16 protein-coding genes are annotated in these 16,021 nt (G+C 60.0%); 9 read left to right on the top strand and 7 right to left on the bottom strand.

All coding sequences use genetic code 11. The features are described 5' to 3' along the window. The first annotated feature begins 51 nt into the window (after positions 1 to 51). Positions 52 to 984, top strand: a complete 933-nt coding sequence (locus AB4P90_RS08845; RefSeq protein WP_395605813.1) for a proline iminopeptidase-family hydrolase — start codon at positions 52 to 54, stop codon at positions 982 to 984. Between the two features lie 95 nt (positions 985 to 1,079). Here AB4P90_RS08845 and AB4P90_RS08840 read toward each other — a convergent pair whose 3' ends face one another. Next, positions 1,080 to 2,582, bottom strand: coding sequence for a nucleobase:cation symporter-2 family protein (locus AB4P90_RS08840; RefSeq protein WP_014717605.1), 1,503 nt, complete (start codon positions 2,580 to 2,582; stop codon positions 1,080 to 1,082). Between the two features lie 157 nt (positions 2,583 to 2,739). Here AB4P90_RS08840 and AB4P90_RS08835 point away from each other — a divergent pair, with 157 nt between their 5' ends. Continuing rightward, on the top strand, positions 2,740 to 3,573 hold the full coding sequence (locus AB4P90_RS08835) for a nucleoside-binding protein (RefSeq protein WP_395605812.1): 834 nt from the start codon (positions 2,740 to 2,742) through the stop codon (positions 3,571 to 3,573). Between the two features lie 127 nt (positions 3,574 to 3,700). Here AB4P90_RS08835 and punC read toward each other — a convergent pair whose 3' ends face one another. Then, entirely contained in the window at positions 3,701 to 4,885 is a 1,185-nt protein-coding gene (gene punC / locus AB4P90_RS08830) for a purine nucleoside transporter PunC (protein WP_014717603.1), read from the bottom strand. Between the two features lie 122 nt (positions 4,886 to 5,007). Here punC and punR point away from each other — a divergent pair, with 122 nt between their 5' ends. Further along, entirely contained in the window at positions 5,008 to 5,922 is a 915-nt protein-coding gene (gene punR / locus AB4P90_RS08825; RefSeq protein WP_020301687.1) for a DNA-binding transcriptional activator PunR, read from the top strand. Between the two features lie 131 nt (positions 5,923 to 6,053). On the opposite strand, the gene AB4P90_RS08820 is transcribed toward punR, so the two are convergent. Next, entirely contained in the window at positions 6,054 to 7,223 is a 1,170-nt protein-coding gene (locus AB4P90_RS08820) for an aspartate aminotransferase family protein (RefSeq protein WP_103451548.1), read from the bottom strand. A 102-nt stretch (positions 7,224 to 7,325) separates the two neighbouring features. On the opposite strand from AB4P90_RS08820, the gene AB4P90_RS08815 reads away from it, so the two are divergent. Beyond that, positions 7,326 to 8,231: a LysR family transcriptional regulator gene (locus AB4P90_RS08815; protein WP_395605811.1), complete on the top strand. Its 906-nt coding sequence runs from the start codon at positions 7,326 to 7,328 to the stop codon at positions 8,229 to 8,231. On the opposite strand, the gene AB4P90_RS08810 is transcribed toward AB4P90_RS08815, so the two are convergent. Together AB4P90_RS08810 and fabV are read right to left on the bottom strand one after the other, a co-directional pair. Then, positions 8,228 to 8,851, bottom strand: coding sequence for an HAD family phosphatase (locus tag AB4P90_RS08810; RefSeq protein ID WP_166405831.1), 624 nt, complete (start codon positions 8,849 to 8,851; stop codon positions 8,228 to 8,230). The genes AB4P90_RS08815 and AB4P90_RS08810 overlap by 4 nt on opposite strands. Before the next feature lie 292 nt (positions 8,852 to 9,143). Next, positions 9,144 to 10,337, bottom strand: a complete 1,194-nt coding sequence (fabV, locus tag AB4P90_RS08805; protein WP_003189732.1) for an enoyl-ACP reductase FabV — start codon at positions 10,335 to 10,337, stop codon at positions 9,144 to 9,146. Positions 10,338 to 10,613: 276 nt separating this feature from the next. Here fabV and AB4P90_RS08800 point away from each other — a divergent pair, with 276 nt between their 5' ends. The 4 genes from AB4P90_RS08800 (at position 10,614) to AB4P90_RS08785 (ending at position 13,782) form a co-directional block, all read left to right on the top strand. Then, positions 10,614 to 11,438 carry an aspartyl/asparaginyl beta-hydroxylase domain-containing protein gene (locus AB4P90_RS08800; RefSeq protein WP_019820661.1) on the top strand — a complete coding sequence of 275 codons (825 nt, stop codon included), beginning with the start codon at positions 10,614 to 10,616 and terminating at the stop codon, positions 11,436 to 11,438. Between the two features lie 148 nt (positions 11,439 to 11,586). Further along, the gene (ppnN, locus tag AB4P90_RS08795) at positions 11,587 to 12,960 is read left to right on the top strand and encodes a nucleotide 5'-monophosphate nucleosidase PpnN (RefSeq protein WP_014717596.1); all 1,374 of its coding nucleotides are present in this window, start codon (positions 11,587 to 11,589) and stop codon (positions 12,958 to 12,960) included. Positions 12,961 to 13,132: 172 nt separating this feature from the next. After that, positions 13,133 to 13,390, top strand: coding sequence for an AbrB/MazE/SpoVT family DNA-binding domain-containing protein (locus AB4P90_RS08790; RefSeq protein WP_014717595.1), 258 nt, complete (start codon positions 13,133 to 13,135; stop codon positions 13,388 to 13,390). After that, positions 13,387 to 13,782 carry a PIN domain-containing protein gene (locus AB4P90_RS08785; protein WP_014717594.1) on the top strand — a complete coding sequence of 132 codons (396 nt, stop codon included), beginning with the start codon at positions 13,387 to 13,389 and terminating at the stop codon, positions 13,780 to 13,782. The genes AB4P90_RS08790 and AB4P90_RS08785 overlap by 4 nt, the downstream gene beginning before the upstream one ends. A gap of 57 nt (positions 13,783 to 13,839) precedes the next feature. Here AB4P90_RS08785 and AB4P90_RS08780 read toward each other — a convergent pair whose 3' ends face one another. Together AB4P90_RS08780 and AB4P90_RS08775 are read right to left on the bottom strand one after the other, a co-directional pair. Continuing rightward, complete coding sequence (locus AB4P90_RS08780; protein ID WP_395605810.1) at positions 13,840 to 14,169, bottom strand: hypothetical protein; 330 nt, start codon at positions 14,167 to 14,169, stop codon at positions 13,840 to 13,842. Between the two features lie 170 nt (positions 14,170 to 14,339). After that, entirely contained in the window at positions 14,340 to 15,236 is an 897-nt protein-coding gene (locus AB4P90_RS08775; RefSeq protein ID WP_201915463.1) for a LysR family transcriptional regulator, read from the bottom strand. A gap of 99 nt (positions 15,237 to 15,335) precedes the next feature. Here AB4P90_RS08775 and AB4P90_RS08770 point away from each other — a divergent pair, with 99 nt between their 5' ends. After that, entirely contained in the window at positions 15,336 to 16,007 is a 672-nt protein-coding gene (locus tag AB4P90_RS08770) for an NADPH-dependent F420 reductase (protein WP_019820669.1), read from the top strand. Positions 16,008 to 16,021: the final 14 nt, after the last annotated feature.

The raw sequence follows: 16,021 nt of genomic DNA, 5'->3' as shown, positions 1-16,021 counted from the left end.
TTTGTTCAGACTATCGTAACCCTGATCCTTTTTTTCAGAGCAGGGTACGAAATGGAATTCATCGAAAAAGTTCGCGAAGGCTACGCGCCCTTTGGCGCCTATCAGACCTGGTATCGCGTCACGGGCGACCTGAGCACAGGCCGCACGCCCTTGGTGATCATCCATGGCGGCCCGGGCTGCACCCACGATTACGTCGACGCCTTCAAGGACGTCGCCGCCAGCGGCCACGCAGTCATCCATTACGACCAGTTGGGCAACGGCCGCTCCACGCATTTGCCGGAAAAAGATCCGTCGTTCTGGACCATCGGCCTGTTCCTCGACGAGTTGAACAACCTGCTGGACCACCTGCAAATCAGTGAGAACTACGCGATCCTGGGGCAATCTTGGGGCGGCATGCTCGGCAGCGAACACGCGATCTTGCAACCCAAAGGCCTGCGCGCGTTTATCCCTGCCAACTCGCCCACCTGCATGCGCACCTGGGTCAGCGAAGCCAATCGCCTGCGTAAGCTGTTGCCTGAAGGCGTGCACGAAACCCTGCTCAAGCACGAGCAGGCCGGCACCTTCCAAGACCCGCAATACCTCGCGGCCTCTCGGATTTTCTATGACCAGCATGTGTGCCGGGTCAACCCGTGGCCCGAAGAAGTGGCACGCACCTTCGCCCAGGTGGATGCCGACCCGACGGTGTACCACGCCATGAGCGGCCCGACCGAATTCCACGTGATCGGCAGCTTGAAGGACTGGAACGTGATCGGACGCCTGTCAGCCATCAAGGTGCCAACCCTGGTGATTTCCGGCCGGCACGACGAAGCCACACCGTTGGTGGTCAAGCCGTTCCTGGATGAGATAGCGGACGTGCGCTGGGCACTGTTTGAAGACTCCAGCCACATGCCCCATGTGGAAGAACGCCAGGCATGCATGGGGACGGTGGTGAAGTTTCTGGATGAGGCGTGTTCGTTGCCGCACAAAGCCCTCAAGGCCGGCTGAATCCCTGTGGGAGCTGGCTTGCCTGCGATAGCACCGGTGAATTCACCATCGCTATCGCAGGCAAGCCAGCTCCCACAGGGTACACGGGTCGCTCGTTAAACCTCGCTGGTCTCAGCCTTGGACGCTTTCCTCAAGGTATCCGCTACCAGGGGAATTTCCTTGCCCTCGGCATCAAACAACTTCCCACCCCGGTAGTAATCGCCGTCGCGCAACGCGGCCACGTCGCGAAAGCACAAGCTGCGCTCAGTCCCCGCCACAAACACTGACTGCTGGTCCGAGTTGCCGGCGGTGAAGTGGTTGAATGCCAGGTTCAGCAATATCGCCATGATTGCCGACGAGCTGATGCCCGAGTGGAAGATGGTCGCGAACCAGCTTGGAAACTGATCGTAGAAGCTGGGCGCGGCGATGGGGATCATGCCGAAGCCGATGGACGTGGCGACGATGATCAGGTTCATGTTGTTGCGGTAATCCACCTTGGACAGCGTGCGAATCCCGCTGGCCGCCACCGTGCCGAACAATACAATCCCGGCGCCGCCCAACACGGAGGTGGGCACGGCCGCGATCACCCGGCCCATGAATGGCAGCAGGCCGAGCACCACTAGGAATACCCCGCCAGTGGCCACCACAAACCGACTCTTGACCCCGGTCACCGCCACCAGGCCGACGTTCTGGGCGAACGCGCTCTGGGTAAACGAACCGAAGATCGGCGCGAACATGCTTGACAGCATGTCGGCGCGCAGGCCGTTGCCCAGGCGCTTGGAGTCCACTTTGGTGTCGATGATCTCGCCCACCGCCAGGATATCCGCTGACGTTTCCACCAGCGTCACCATCACCACGATGCACATGGAAATAATCGCCGCCACATGGAAGGTGGGCATGCCGAAGTGAAATGGCGTGGGGAAACCGAACATCGGCCCCTGCATGACACCAGAGAAGTCCGCCATGCCAAGCAGCACCGCGATCACCGTGCCGATCACCATGGCCAGCAGGATCGACAGGCGCGAGATGGTTGCGCTGCCGATCTTGCTCAGTAGCAGCACCAGCACCAGGGTCAGCGCGGCCAGGCCGATGTTAGACATGCTGCCAAAATCCGCCGCCCGGCTGTTGCCACCCATGGCCCAGCGCGCCGCTACGGGCATCAGGGTCAGGCCGATGGTGGTAATCACAATGCCCGTCACCAACGGTGGAAAAAACTTGGTGATCCTTGAGAACACCGGGGTGATCAACAAACCGATAAAGGATGCGGCCATCACCGCCCCGAGAATCGCTGGCACACCACCGGCACCGTCGCTGCCGACAATCGCCACCATGGTCGCCACACCCGCGAACGACACGCCCTGCACCAGCGGCAACTGACAGCCGAAAAACGGCAGGCCCAGGGTTTGCAGCAGCGTGGCCAGGCCACCGGCAAACAGCGATGCAGCGATCAGCAAGCCGATATCCGCCGGCGACAACCCGGCTGCCTGGCCGACGATCAACGGCACGGCGACGATACCGCCATACATGGTGAGCACATGCTGCAGGCCGTAAGCCATGTTGGCGGCGACGCCCAGATTTTCATCTTCGGGCCGCTGCGGTGACGCCTTCGGGATAGTCATGGTGAGGGGTTCTCTGTTTTTGTTGTGCGCTCACTGTATGCAATGTTAAGACTGTATGTCCATAGAGTTGTATACAATCAATCGAACAAGATACCCTCCAACGGCGTTACAAAAACAATCCGGCCGTCACGAGCCAGAACGCCAAAGGACAAAAAGAATGAAAAAGGCACTACAGGGCGCCACCGTCGCATTGACCCTTCTCGGCGGCGGGGAGGCCGTTGCGGTGGAATGGATGAACAACAGCGTCGGGTTTCGCTACGGGCAGCACTTCACCAACCCGAACAACCCCGACGACTTCAGCAAGCGCATCTACAGTTTTACCCACGCCAGCGGCTACCGTTACGGCAGCAACTTCCTCAACCTCGACGTATTCCTGTCCGACAGCAGCGACCCGCGCAAAGGCACCGACCACGGGGGCAGCGAGGTGTACGCCGTGTACCGGCATCAGCTGTATGCCTCACGCGTGTTCGACTTGCCGCCGGGCACGGGGCTGATCAAGGATTACGCGTTGACCCTGGGCTTCGACGCCAACCGCAACAACAACTTCGCCTCCGCCAAGAAGCGCGCTCTGGTGATTGGCCCCACGTTGAAGTTCAACACTGTCGGCGTGCTGGACCTGAGCCTGATGTACTACAAGGAAAAGAACCACACCGGCATTCCCGGCGCGCAAGAGTCGAACCACACCTTCGACGCTACCTACATGCTCAACCTGGCCTGGATGCGACCGTTCGAGCTGGGCAACCATGCGGCGAAATTCCAGGGGTTCATTAACTACGTCGGGGAAAAAGGCGAGGACTACCATGGCCGCGATACCGCACCGGAAGCGCTGATGCGTACGGCGCTGATGGTGGCGGTGCGACCGGGTAAAAGCGTCAAGCCGAACTTGTACCTGGGGGTGGGGTATGAGTACTGGCATAACAAATTCGGCGTGGACGGTGGGCGTGGCAGCCGCACCTCAACGCCGACGCTGAACATGGAAGTGACGTTCTAACTGAAGAAACGCAAAACAATGTGGGAGCTGGCTTGCCTGCGATAGCGGTCTGTCAGTTAGCCCATCTGGCACTGATACACCGCTATCGCAGGCAAGCCAGCTCCCACACTTTGATCGTATTGTCAGCTCAGGCGTTGGCCAGTTCGGAAGAATTGCCCTTCGGCCGTGCCAACCAATACCCCAACACCGCCAGCGGCGCGGTCGCCAGCATCACAATCACCGTGATCAACAGCGGTTGCTCGATCATCGACGACACCAATAGGCTGGCCAGGAAGCACAGGCCCAACTGCAGGGTGTTTTGCAGGGCCGCCGCCTTGCCGGAATTTTCCGCAAAGGGCATCAGCGCATTCGCCACCACAATCGGGTAGCTGGCGCCGTTGCACAGCGCCATCAGGCAGAACGGGATCAATAAGGTGGTCAGGGTCGGCACACTCAAGGTGGCCACCAGGTACAACGCCACCATGCTCAAGCAATAGGCGACCAGCAACCACGGCAGCAGGGTTTTACCCGGCAGCCGCTGCAAGGCGCTGCGGCAACTGTAGCCGCCAACGAGAAACGCCAGGGTCGGCAGTACGTAGCTGAGGCCGATGTCGTTCGGGCTGTAGCCCATGCCACCGAGGATGAACGGCGAGGCGGTCAGCCAAGCGAAGAAGCTGGCCGAACAGGCGGCGAAGATCATTACATTGCCGGTAAACACCCGCGAGGTGAGCAATTGCCCATAGCCCAGGCGCACCGGGCTGCCCTTGTGCTCCGAACGCTTGGGCACATTGCGCAGGAACAAGGTCGGCAACAACAGCAACAACGACACCACCAGCAACACGCCGAAGATCGCCTGCCAACCAAAGTGATTCAGCACCATGGCACCCAGCAGCGGAGCCAGGGCCGGAGACAGCGACATCAACGGCATGATGCTGGCGAAGACGCGGTGAGCCTTGTCGGCCGGGTAGCGATCAATCACCAAGGCCTGCCAACTGACGGCGGCGGCACACACGCCAATCGCCTGCATAAAGCGCAGGGCCAGCAGTTGCGGCGCGCTCTGAACCCAGAACATGCCCAGGCAACCGAGCACAAACAGGCTCAGGCCCGCGATCAGAATCGGTTTGCGCCCCAGGCGGTCCGAGAGCGGCCCCCACAGCAACTGCCCCAGCGCAAAGCCGGCAAGGAAAATACTCAAGCTGGCGCCCACCGCGCCAGCACCAATGTTCAACTGCTCGCCCATGGCGCCAAACGCCGGCAAGTACATGTCCATGGCCAGATAACCGAGCATGCTCAGCCCCGCCAGATACCAGGTAAAACCAAAAGAATTTTTCATCGAAGCCTTGTAGATACTGCCATCAAACTATTTGCTGACTGGCGCCCATTATGAAGCTGACAATATCTGTGTGAAGCGATAATAATTGGACACTCTTATCAATAATTTTGAAGGCATTACCTATGTGGTCGGAATATTCCCTGGATGTGGTCGACGCCGTTGCCCGTCACGGCAGCTTCAGCGCCGCCGCCCAGGAACTGCACCGCGTACCGTCGGCCATCAGCTACACCGTGCGCCAGCTTGAAGAATGGCTAGCCGTGCCGCTGTTTGTGCGGCGGCATCGCGACGTAGAACTGACCCCCGCCGGCCGTTTGTTTATCGACGAAGCCCGCGGCGTGATGAAAAAAATGCTCGGCACCCGGCGCCTGTGCCAACAGGTGGCCAATGGATGGAGCGGCCAGTTGAAGGTGGCCGTGGACTCCATCGTCAAACCCCAGCGCTGCCGGCAGTTGGTGCTCGACTTCTATCGGCAGTTTCCCGAAGTGGAATTGCTGCTCGAATACGAGGTGTACAACGGCGTGTGGGATGCGCTGGCGGATGAACGCACCGACATCGTGATCGGCGCCACCAGCGCGGTGCCGGTGGCCAGCCACTTCAGCTTCCGCGACATGGGCCTGTTGAACTGGCTGTGCGTGGTCAGCGCCCGGCACCCCTTAGCTGCGGTGGAAGGTTTACTCAGTGATGACCAACTGCGCCCCTTTGCCTCGCTGTGCATGACCGACACCTCACGCAACCTGCCCAAGCGCGACACCTGGACCCTGGATAACCAGCGCCGCCTGGTGGTGCCCAACTGGGCGTCGGCTCTGGATTGCCTGCGCGATGGCCTGTGTGTAGGGATGGCACCGGCCCATCAGGTATTGCCATGGATCGAGCGCGGGGACTTGGTCGCGCTGCAGTTGAGCCGGCCATTTCCGGCCAGCCCGTCGTGTGTGGCGTGGGCGCAGAACAAGCTGTCGCCAGCCATGGCGTGGTTGCTGGAATACTTGGGCGATACGGAGACCATGAACCAGGAATGGCTGAATGGCCCCTCCCTCTGATCGTTCCCACGCTCCGCGTGGTAACGCTGCCCTGGACGCTCCGCGTCCGCTCTTAAGGCGTGACGCAGAGCGTCACAGGAGGCGTTACCACGCAGAGCGTGGGAACGAGCATCGCCCCCTTCCGCACTTTTTCAGTCCAGTAGGCGGGTGATGGCTCGCACGATCATTTCTACTTCCTTGCCTTGCAACGTCAGCGGCGGCAACAGCCGAATGATCTTGCCCCGCGTGACGTTGATCAACAGCCCATGCTCCTGCGCCGCCCGTTGGGCCAGGTCACGGTAAGGGCTTGCCAGTTCAATGCCGATCATCAAGCCCTTGCCACGAATCGCCCGCACCTGCGGATGGTCCTCCAACTCAATGCGTAAACGCGCCAGCAAGTGTTCGCCCTGGCGTGCGGCGTTTTCCAGCAAGCCTTGCTCCTGGATAATCTCCAGTACCGTACACCCCACACGGCACGCCAGCGGGTTACCGCCAAAGGTACTGCCATGGCTGCCTGGGGTGAACAGTTCAGCGACAGCGGCGCGGGCAAGACAAGCGCCGATGGGCACGCCATTACCGAGGCCTTTGGCCAGGGTCATCACGTCCGGCACGATGCCTTCGTGCTGGAAGGCAAACCAGGTGCCGGTGCGCCCGATGCCGGTCTGGATTTCGTCGAGCATCATCAGCCAGCCGTGGCGCGTACAGTGCTCGCGCAGGGCTTTGAGGTAGCCCGACGGCGCCACCAACACACCACTTTCGCCCTGGATCGGTTCAAGCAGCACCGCCGCGATACGCGTGCCGAACTGTTCGGTGACCGCCTCCAGGGCCGCCATGTCGCCAAAGCCAACCTTGATGAAATCGCCGGGCAGGCGCTGGAACCCCAGGCGCACCGAGGGCCCGTCGCTGGCGGCCATGGTGCCCAGTGTGCGGCCGTGGAAGGCGTTCTCCATCACCACCACCAACGGCTGTTCGATGCCTTTTTTCCAGCCATGCAAACGCGCCAGCTTCAGCGCCGTCTCGTTGGCCTCGGCGCCGGAATTGTTGAAGAACGCGCGGTCCAGCCCGGACAGTTGGGCCAGGCGCCGGGCCAATTGTTGTTGCCAGTCGATGCTGTAGAGGTTGGAGGTGTGCAGCAGCAAGCCGGCCTGTTCGCTGATGGCGGCCACTAACCTGGGGTGGGAATGACCAACATTGGTCACCGCCACGCCGGCCACGGCGTCCAGGTATTCGCGGCCCTGTTGGTCCCACAGGCGCGTGCCCAGCCCGCGAGTGAAGCTCAGGGCCAGGGGTTGATAAGTGCTCATCAGGCAGGCGGCGGTCATGGTGGCGGCTCCAGTGCATCGTTGGGGTGGATCAAGTATGGTTAACCACCCTCGCTGGATAAACGCAGAATTACTGCAATAACTTTAAACCAGGGCTTGATAATGGATCTGTTCCAGGCAATGTCGGTGTACGTGAAAGTCGTCGAGACCGGCAGCATGACCGCCGCCGCGCAGGAATGCGGGATTTCGACCACCATGGTGGGCAACCATCTGCGAGCGCTGGAACAACGGCTTGGCGTCAGCTTGCTCAAACGCACCACGCGCAAACAGAACCTCACCGAATTTGGCAGGCAGTATTATCAGCGCTGCCTGGAAGTGCTGGGGCTGGTGGCCGACTCGGAGCTACTGGCCGAGCAGGCCCACAGCGAAGCCCCCAAAGGCAGCCTGCGCATCACCGCCCCCCCGGTGTTCGGCACCGAACGCCTGGTGCCGGCCTTGAGTGAGTTTTCCCAGCGCTACCCCCTTATCGACCTGTACGTGGTGCTGAGCAATGAGCGCATGGATCTCGTCGACAGCGGTTTTGACGTGGCGATCCGTCTCGGCGAACTGGAAAGCTCCAGCCTGATCGCCCGGCCTCTGCAGGCCTATACCCTCACCCTTTGCGCCTCCCCTGCCTACCTGGCGCGACGCGGCACACCGCACACCCCGGATGACCTGCAGCAGCATGACTGCCTGGCATTCGCCTACCCCGCGAACGACAACTGGCGCGACACCGATAAACTTTGGCGCATGACCGGCGATGAAGGTGGGGTGGAGGTGCCGGTGTCTGGCTCATTGACCATCAACAGCTCCCAAGGCTTGCGCCAGGCCGCCATCAACGGCATGGGCATCATTATGCTGGCCGATGCCCTGGTGCAACCGGACCTGGAGAGCGGCAAGCTGGTGGCCTTGCTGACCACCTATAAACTGCCCAGCCGCCCCATGCACCTGATGTATCGCCAAGACCGCTACCGCCTGCCCAAGCTGCGGGCGTTCGTCGACTTTGTAATGGAGAAATGGGCGCGCTAGAACGCCACGCCCAACTCACGCAAACGCGCGGCGGTGCGCTCGGCCGATACGTGGTGAATGCCCTGCCAGCCCAACGCAATGGCAGCCTCGATGTTGCCGGCGACGTCGTCGATAAACACCACTTCACTGGCTTGGATGTCTGGCAGGTGTTCACGCACCTGACTGAGGCTGGCGTGGTAGATCGCCGGGTCAGGCTTGATCAGCTTCACCTCGCCAGACACCAAGATGTCGCGAAAACGCTTCAGGAACGGGTAGTTGGCCCGGGCGTAAGGGAAGGTTTCAGCCGACCAGTTGGTAAGCCCGAACAGCGGCATCTCAACCTGGTGCAACGCTTCGAGAATCGCCACGCCCTCGGGTAATTCAGCACGCAGCATTTCGGGCCAGCGCTCGTAATAAGCCTGGATCAGGGTCTTGTGTTCGGGGTATTGGGCAACCAGGGTGCGGGTGGCTTCAGCCAGGGAGCGACCGGCATCTTGCTCGGTGTTCCAGGCCTGGGTGCAGATGGTGTCGAGGAACCACTGCCGTTCTGCATCGTCGGCAATCAGCTTGCGGTACAGATGCTGCGGGCTCCAGTCGAACAGGACACCGCCGAAATCAAAAACTACTGCACGAATCGTCATCAGATCCTCCGTTAGCGTGGCTTGATAGCTGCTGGAGTCTGACAGATCTAAAAGAGGGAGGCGTAAGAAGGGGCTGAAAAGAAAGAGGGAGTAGGCACAGCCAAATTGAGCGAACGCAATGCTCAAAGCAACGAAGATCACATGTGGGAGCGGGCTTGCCTGCGAAAGCGGTCGTGCAGTCACAGATGCCGCGACTGACGCACCGCCTTCGCGGGCAAGCCCGCTCCCACAGGGGATGTGCGTTAACTGACTGACATCAGGGCAAGCCAGCTCCCACCTTATTGACCGGGTTTTAAGCTTGAATCAGCCCGTTGATTTTGACGGTCGGGTTCACGTCCGCGTCGTAATCCACGCCGTCGACCTCAAAGCCGAACAAGCGCAGGAACTCAGCCTTGTAACCGGCAAAATCGCTGATCTCGTTGACGTTGTCGTCGGTGACCTGGTTCCACAGCGCAGCCACGGCGTCCTGCACCTTGGGCTCCAGCTCGGCTAGGTCGGCACGCAGGCGGCCATCGGCGTCGAGTTTCGGCTGGCTGCCGTACAGGCTGTCCTTGAACAGGCCGTAGACCTGCTCGATGCAGCCTTCGTGGGTGCCCTGCTCTTTCATCACCTTGAACAGCAGCGACAGGTACAGCGGCATGATCGGGATTGCCGAGCTGGCCTGGGTAACCACGGCCTTGAGCACCGACACACGGGCGTCGCCCTTGAGCGCAGCGAGGTTTTCGCGCAGGGTCAGGACTTTCTTGTCCAGGTCTTTCTTGGCTTCGCCGATGGAGCCGTTCCAGTAGATGTCCTGGGTCAGCTTCTCACCCAGGTAGGTGAACGCGGTGGTCTTGGCGCCTTCGGCCAATACATCGGCGTCACGCAGGGCGTCGATCCACAGCTGCCAGTCTTCGCCGCCCATGACCTTCACGGTACCGTCGATTTCTTCCTGGGTCGCAGGCTCAAGCGTGGTGTCGACCACCACGCCCTTGTCGGTGTTGATACCGCGCAGGGTCACGGCCTTGCCGATTGGCTTGAGGGTGGAGTTGTGCACCACGCCTTGCGGGTCGGTACGGCGTGGGGCGGCCAGGCTGTAGACCACCAGGTCGATCTTGCCCAGGTCTTTCTTGATGGTTTCGATGGTCAGGCGCTTGATTTCGTCGGAGAACGCGTCGCCGTTGATGCTCTTGGCGTACAGGCCTTTTTCCACAGCAAACTTCTCGAACGCCGCGCTGTTGTACCAGCCGGCGGAGCTCAGCTTGCCTTCTTCGCCTTCTTTCTCAAAAAACACGCCCAGGGTGTCGGCGCCGCAGCCAAACGCAGCACTGATGCGCGCGGCCAGGCCGTAGCCGGTGGAGGCACCGAGGACCAGTACCTTTTTAGGGCCGCCCTCGATGACGCCGTTTTTGGTTACGTAGTCGATCTGCTCTTTGACGTTCGCTTCACAGCCAACAGGGTGAGCGGTCACACAGATAAAGCCACGAACCCGCGGTTTGATGATCATAAAAATTTCTGCCTCTTCCAAGGTGCCGAAGGCCAATAGTGGCCATTCAACTTCAATCGTACCGGTCTATGACGCCTGAAAAACCGAAGCGTCACGATAGTCGCAAATCTTCTGTTCTCAAAATTCAATCCACAAAACGTCGGAGCCTGCACGGTAACGGTTACAAATTGTGCAGTGGCTTCACAATTTCGCCCTATTTAAAAACGCCTGCCGGTGTCAGAAAGCCCTATGATGACGATATTGTTTCAATATATTTCGGCTTTGGAGCCTCGTTTCATGAGCAAAAATGCTGTCGGCAAAAAGCTGGTGTCCCTGGCGTGGGCGCTCGGCGTTCTGCTGTTGATCTATTGTTTCCCGCGCAGTTGCCTGGTGTTTCTGCTGTTGGTGGTGTGCTGCGGCGTTTATGACTTCCTGCGTAACGGCCTGTACGACCGCGACACCATCAAGAAGTATTTTATCGGCAACGGTCGTAATACCTGGGTGCTGGCACCGTTCAACACCCTGCTCGACCTGCTGAGCAGCCGCAACCGGCATGTCTATACCCTGCAAGACCTGCCGCCGGCCTGGCGCGAAGACCTGCAACAGGTGATCGACGACGCCATGGCCCGCAAGGATGAAATCATCAGCTACCTGGACGAACGCATGGCCGAGAAGAAACGCGGCATGTTGTTTTTCCAGTGGTACGGCCGCCCGATCGAAACCACCCTGGATATCCCGCAGCTGCGCAAGAAACTGCCGTTCGTGAAAACCATCGGCGTCTCGGTGTTCAACGAGAACCGCTCGACGTCGTTCCACTTCGGCCCCCTGCGCATGATGTTCCGTGTGCTCTACAACATGGCGCCGGCACCGCACCATGAGGGCGTGTATATCCAGGTGGGTAAGCACAAGCACTACTGGCACGACGACCCGCTGTTTATCTTCGATGACACGCTGATGCACGCCTCCTTCAACAAAAACGACGCCAAACGCTACTGCCTGTTTATTGATATTGTGCGCCCGACCCTGCTGCCCTCGGTGCTCAACGCCGTGATCGCAGGGTTTGCCGGCCTGGTCTTTACCCTGCGTCGGGTTTTCTACAAAAACTGGAAGCTGATTCAGTAAGTTCTGCGGCATGATGGTGTTGGACGGCATTTGCGCTAGGCCTTGCGCCTGAGGTAAATAACCGTCTCGTGCGACCTTAATTGGCGCTCACCCTTCTCAAGCCATCGCCCCCAAGCGGACGCGGTGGCTGTGCTTTCAAGGAATCAGAATGCCCCAACGTCAAGTCATCAACGCCTCCGTCAGCCCCAAGGGCAGCCTCGAAACCCTGTCCCAACGTGAAGTGCAGCAACTGAGCGAAGCCGGTACCGGCAGCATCTACACTCTGTTCCGCCAATGCGCCCTGGCGATTCTCAACACCGGCGCGCATATCGACAACGCCAAGACCATCCTCGACGCCTATAAAGACTTTGAAGTGCGTATTCACCAGCAAGACCGCGGCGTACGCCTGGAACTGCTCAACGCCCCGGCCGATGCCTTTGTCGATGGCGAGATGATCGCCAGCACCCGCGAGATGCTGTTCAGCGCCCTGCGTGACATCGTCTACACCGAGAACGAGCTGGACAGCCAGCGTATCGACCTGAGCAACTCCCAAGGCATCACCGACTACGTGTTCCACCTGCTGCGCAACGCCCGTACGCTGCGCCCGGGTGTGGAGCCCAAGATCGTGGTGTGCTGGGGCGGCCATTCGATCAACACCGAAGAATACAAATACACCAAGAAAGTCGGGCACGAACTGGGTCTGCGCAGCCTCGACGTGTGCACCGGTTGCGGCCCAGGCGTGATGAAAGGCCCAATGAAGGGCGCGACCATTTCCCACGCCAAGCAACGCATCACCAATGGCCGTTACCTGGGCTTGACCGAGCCAGGCATCATCGCCGCCGAAGCGCCGAACCCCATCGTCAACGAGCTGGTGATTTTGCCGGACATCGAAAAACGCCTGGAAGCCTTCGTGCGTGTCGGCCACGGCATCATCATCTTCCCCGGCGGCGCCGGTACGGCCGAGGAGTTCCTGTACCTGCTGGGCATCCTCATGCACCCGGACAACCGCGACCTGCCGTTCCCGGTGGTGCTTACCGGGCCCAAACATGCCGCGCCTTACCTGGAACAATTGCACGCGTTCGTCGGTGCCACCCTGGGCGAAGCGGCGCAGAAGCATTACCAGATCATCATCGACGACCCGGCCGAAGTGGCCCGCCAGATGACCACCGGCCTCAAGGCGGTGAAGCAGTTCCGCCGCGAGCGTAACGACGCGTTCCACTTCAACTGGCTGCTGAAGATCGACGAAGGCTTCCAGCGCCCGTTCGACCCCACCCACGAAAACATGGCCAGCCTGCAACTGAGCCACGCACTGCCGCCCCATGAATTGGCGGCCAACCTGCGCCGGGCGTTCTCGGGGATCGTGGCGGGTAACGTCAAGGACAAGGGTATTCGCCTGATCGAGGAGAACGGCCCGTATGAGATCCACGGCGACCCGGCGATCATGAAACCGTTGGATGAATTATTGAAGGCGTTCGTGGCCCAGCACCGCATGAAACTGCCGGGCGGCGCGGCGTATGTGCCGTGCTATCGCGTGGTGCAGTAAGCCAGCGGCGGTCGGTCATAGTTTGTATTCGTTTGGGACATAGCAACGCGTGTGAGGAACAAGAGTTCGGACTAGGGTTTTACTATTCCAACTCATTCACCTCAGCGAGCGACCTATGGACCAAGGGATATTGTCCTCCGTCATTCCTTACCCTAAGGTAAGGAATATCACGATGGAGATCTTCACTATGGCCACCGCCACACTCACTTCAAAAGGGCAAATCACCATCCCTGTTCAGGTCAGGACAGCCCTGGGCCTGGAAACAGGCGACCGGGTGGAATTCGTCGAAATGGAAGACGGCAAGTTTTCCATGATTGCCGCCAGCAAAACCGTCAAGGACCTCAAGGGTTTGATCCGCAAGCCCGCCCATGCCGTGTCTATCGAAGACATGAACCGCGCCATCGCGGCCCAGGGAGCAAGCGCTGGATGATCGGCCTGGATACCAATGTGCTGGTGCGTTATGTGACCCAGGATGACCCGGTTCAATCCGCCAAGGCGTCCCAACTGATCGAATCGCTCACCGCCGCCTCACCAGGTTTTGTCAGCCTGGTGACGCTTACGGAACTGGTGTGGGTGTTGCAGTCCTGCTACCAGTCGGCCAAAAGCGATGTGGTAACGGTACTGGAGACCTTGCTGCACACACGGGAACTGACCGTCGAGCACGCCGATATCATCTGGCAGGCCCTGCGCAAGTTCACCGCAAGCAAAGCGGACTTTGCCGACTGCCTGATCGAACGCTGTGGCCATGCGGCCGGTTGCGAGTACACCGCCACGTTTGATCTGCACGCAGCCAAGGCAGCAGGGATGAAACGGCTCGGTTAGAGCGGCTTTTTTGTAGGAGCGAGCAAGCTCGCGCCTACAGAGGGAGAGGAAGTTGGGCTAGCGAACCCAACCGCCGATCTGCCAGTGGTAGCCATCATTACGCTGCACCCAATGCGGGTGTACATAACGATACCCCTGGCGCACCGGTTCCCAATGGCCGTGCACTGCCACATAGCGCCCACCTTCCCAGCGCCAGTAACCGCGTGACCAGATATAACCTTCGCGCACCGCCGGCTCGACTTCAATCACCTGCACCGGCGGCGGTTGCGGCGCCACCACATCCACGTACTCGTGTTGCATCGGCCTGCGCTCATGCACAACACGCTCTTGCACACACCCGGAAGCCGCGACCACCATGGCGGCCAATGCTGCATAACGTAGCCACATACAAAACCCTCGGGCGCGAACGCCCAACACCTGCATCAGAAAGAAGTCCTTCCTTTGTTGCAGCCGGGCCCTGCTTGGGCCTGGGTTATTTTCAACAGGAGATGTCTGTCAGATGGCTGAACCTGTAGATCTTTAGCGTGCCTCCCGGCGACCGCCACGGTGGTGCTCCTTCATACCGGACCAAAACGTCCCAGCACAGTCTCGACAAAGCAGCGCAACTTGGCGGTACGCTGGCGGTTTGCGGTGTAGACCAAATGCATCGACCGGCTCGGAGCCTCAAACTCCGGCAACACCCGCACCAACTCGCCACTCGCCAACGCCGTTCGCAGAAAGTCTTGCGGGCCGAGCACAATGCCAAAACCATCCAATGCCGCCGACATCAATGCCCGACTTTCATTGATGAGCAAACGACTGGCCACTCGTACCTTGTAGGAAACCGTGCCCTGGAAGAACACCCACTCTCGATCCGCCGGACGCGCTGAAAAGGCGTACCCCAGGCACTCATGACGCTCAAGATCTGCCGGCTTCTGCGGTGTGCCTCGCGCCATCAGATAAGCCGGTGCAGCGCAGGCCACCAACCGATACGGTGCCAAAGGTCTCGCTGTGAGGCCGCTGGTGCCCAACGGACCAATGCGAAACGCGGCGTCGTAGCCCTCCTCCACCAAGTCGACGAAACGATCCGTCAGGTGCAAATCGACTTCTACCTGTGGATTGTCACGTAAAAAACCGGTGATCAACGGCATCAGGCTGTAGGAGCCAAAGGTCACCGGGGCGGTGACTTTCAGCTTGCCACGCGGCGTGTCGTTCATGACCTGTGCCAGGGCGTCGGCGGCCTCGGCCTCCGTCAGGATATGTTTGCAGCGTTCGTAATACTCCCCTCCCAGTTCAGTCAGGCTTTGTCGACGGGTTGTGCGGTTGAGCAATCGCGCGCCCAGGCGTTGTTCCAATGCGGTGACATGCTTGGCCACCATCTGCGGCGACATGCCCAAGCGTTCGGCGGCCCTCGCATAGGAGCCTAATTCAGCCGCTATCACGAAGGCGTTCATGCTTGACAGGCGATCCATCATTACCCACTCCCAGTAACAACACCCACATCAAAATGACGATTTATCACGTTATGGTTGCTAATCATCATAGCCACTTCCTACTTCCACTGGAGCAAGCACATGAAGATTGGCGTGATTGGAGCAGGTTTTATCGGGCGTGCCGTGGCGCAACTGGCGCTTGCCGCCGGACATAACGTGATGCTGAGCAATTCCCGCGGCCCACACACCATGAGCAGCGTGGTGAGCGGCATACTCGGTGTGCAAGTGGGCAGCGCAGATGACGCTGCCAGGTTTGGTGACCTGGTACTGGTGGCGATCCCCCTGGAGCACTACCGCAGCGTCCCCGCCCAATGGCTGGAGGGCAAGACAGTGATGGACGCCAACAATTACTACCCCGATCGTGATGGGCATATCCCGACACTGGACCGTTTTGAAACCACCACCAGCCGATTGCTGGCTGACCATTTGCCGCAATCACATGTGGTAAAAGTATTTAATGCGATCTTCGCCCCAGACCTGACGCAGGATGCCCGCCCGCACGGCGCGCCTGAACGCCGCGCATTGCCAGTGGCAGCAGATGACGCGACGGCAAAGGCGCAAGTGATGACGTTACTCGACCAAATGGGTTTCGATGCCGTGGATGCTGGAGGGCTGGATGAAAGCTGGCGATTCGAGCGGGCTAAACCGGCGTATTGCGTACCCCTTAACCAAGCGGGCTTGAAGGCGGCGCTGGCAGCGGCCGAGCGTACGGTTGAGCTGCCTCCGGTGGAGCGACACCCGCCGCGCGCCTGATCGTTAGCGCACAA

The organism is Pseudomonas sp. B16120 (genome assembly GCF_044218845.1).
Classification (GTDB): domain Bacteria; phylum Pseudomonadota; class Gammaproteobacteria; order Pseudomonadales; family Pseudomonadaceae; genus Aquipseudomonas; species Aquipseudomonas paracarnis.
The sequence above is the reverse complement of the archived record's forward strand: the minus strand, read 5'-3'. Positions and strand labels throughout refer to the sequence as shown.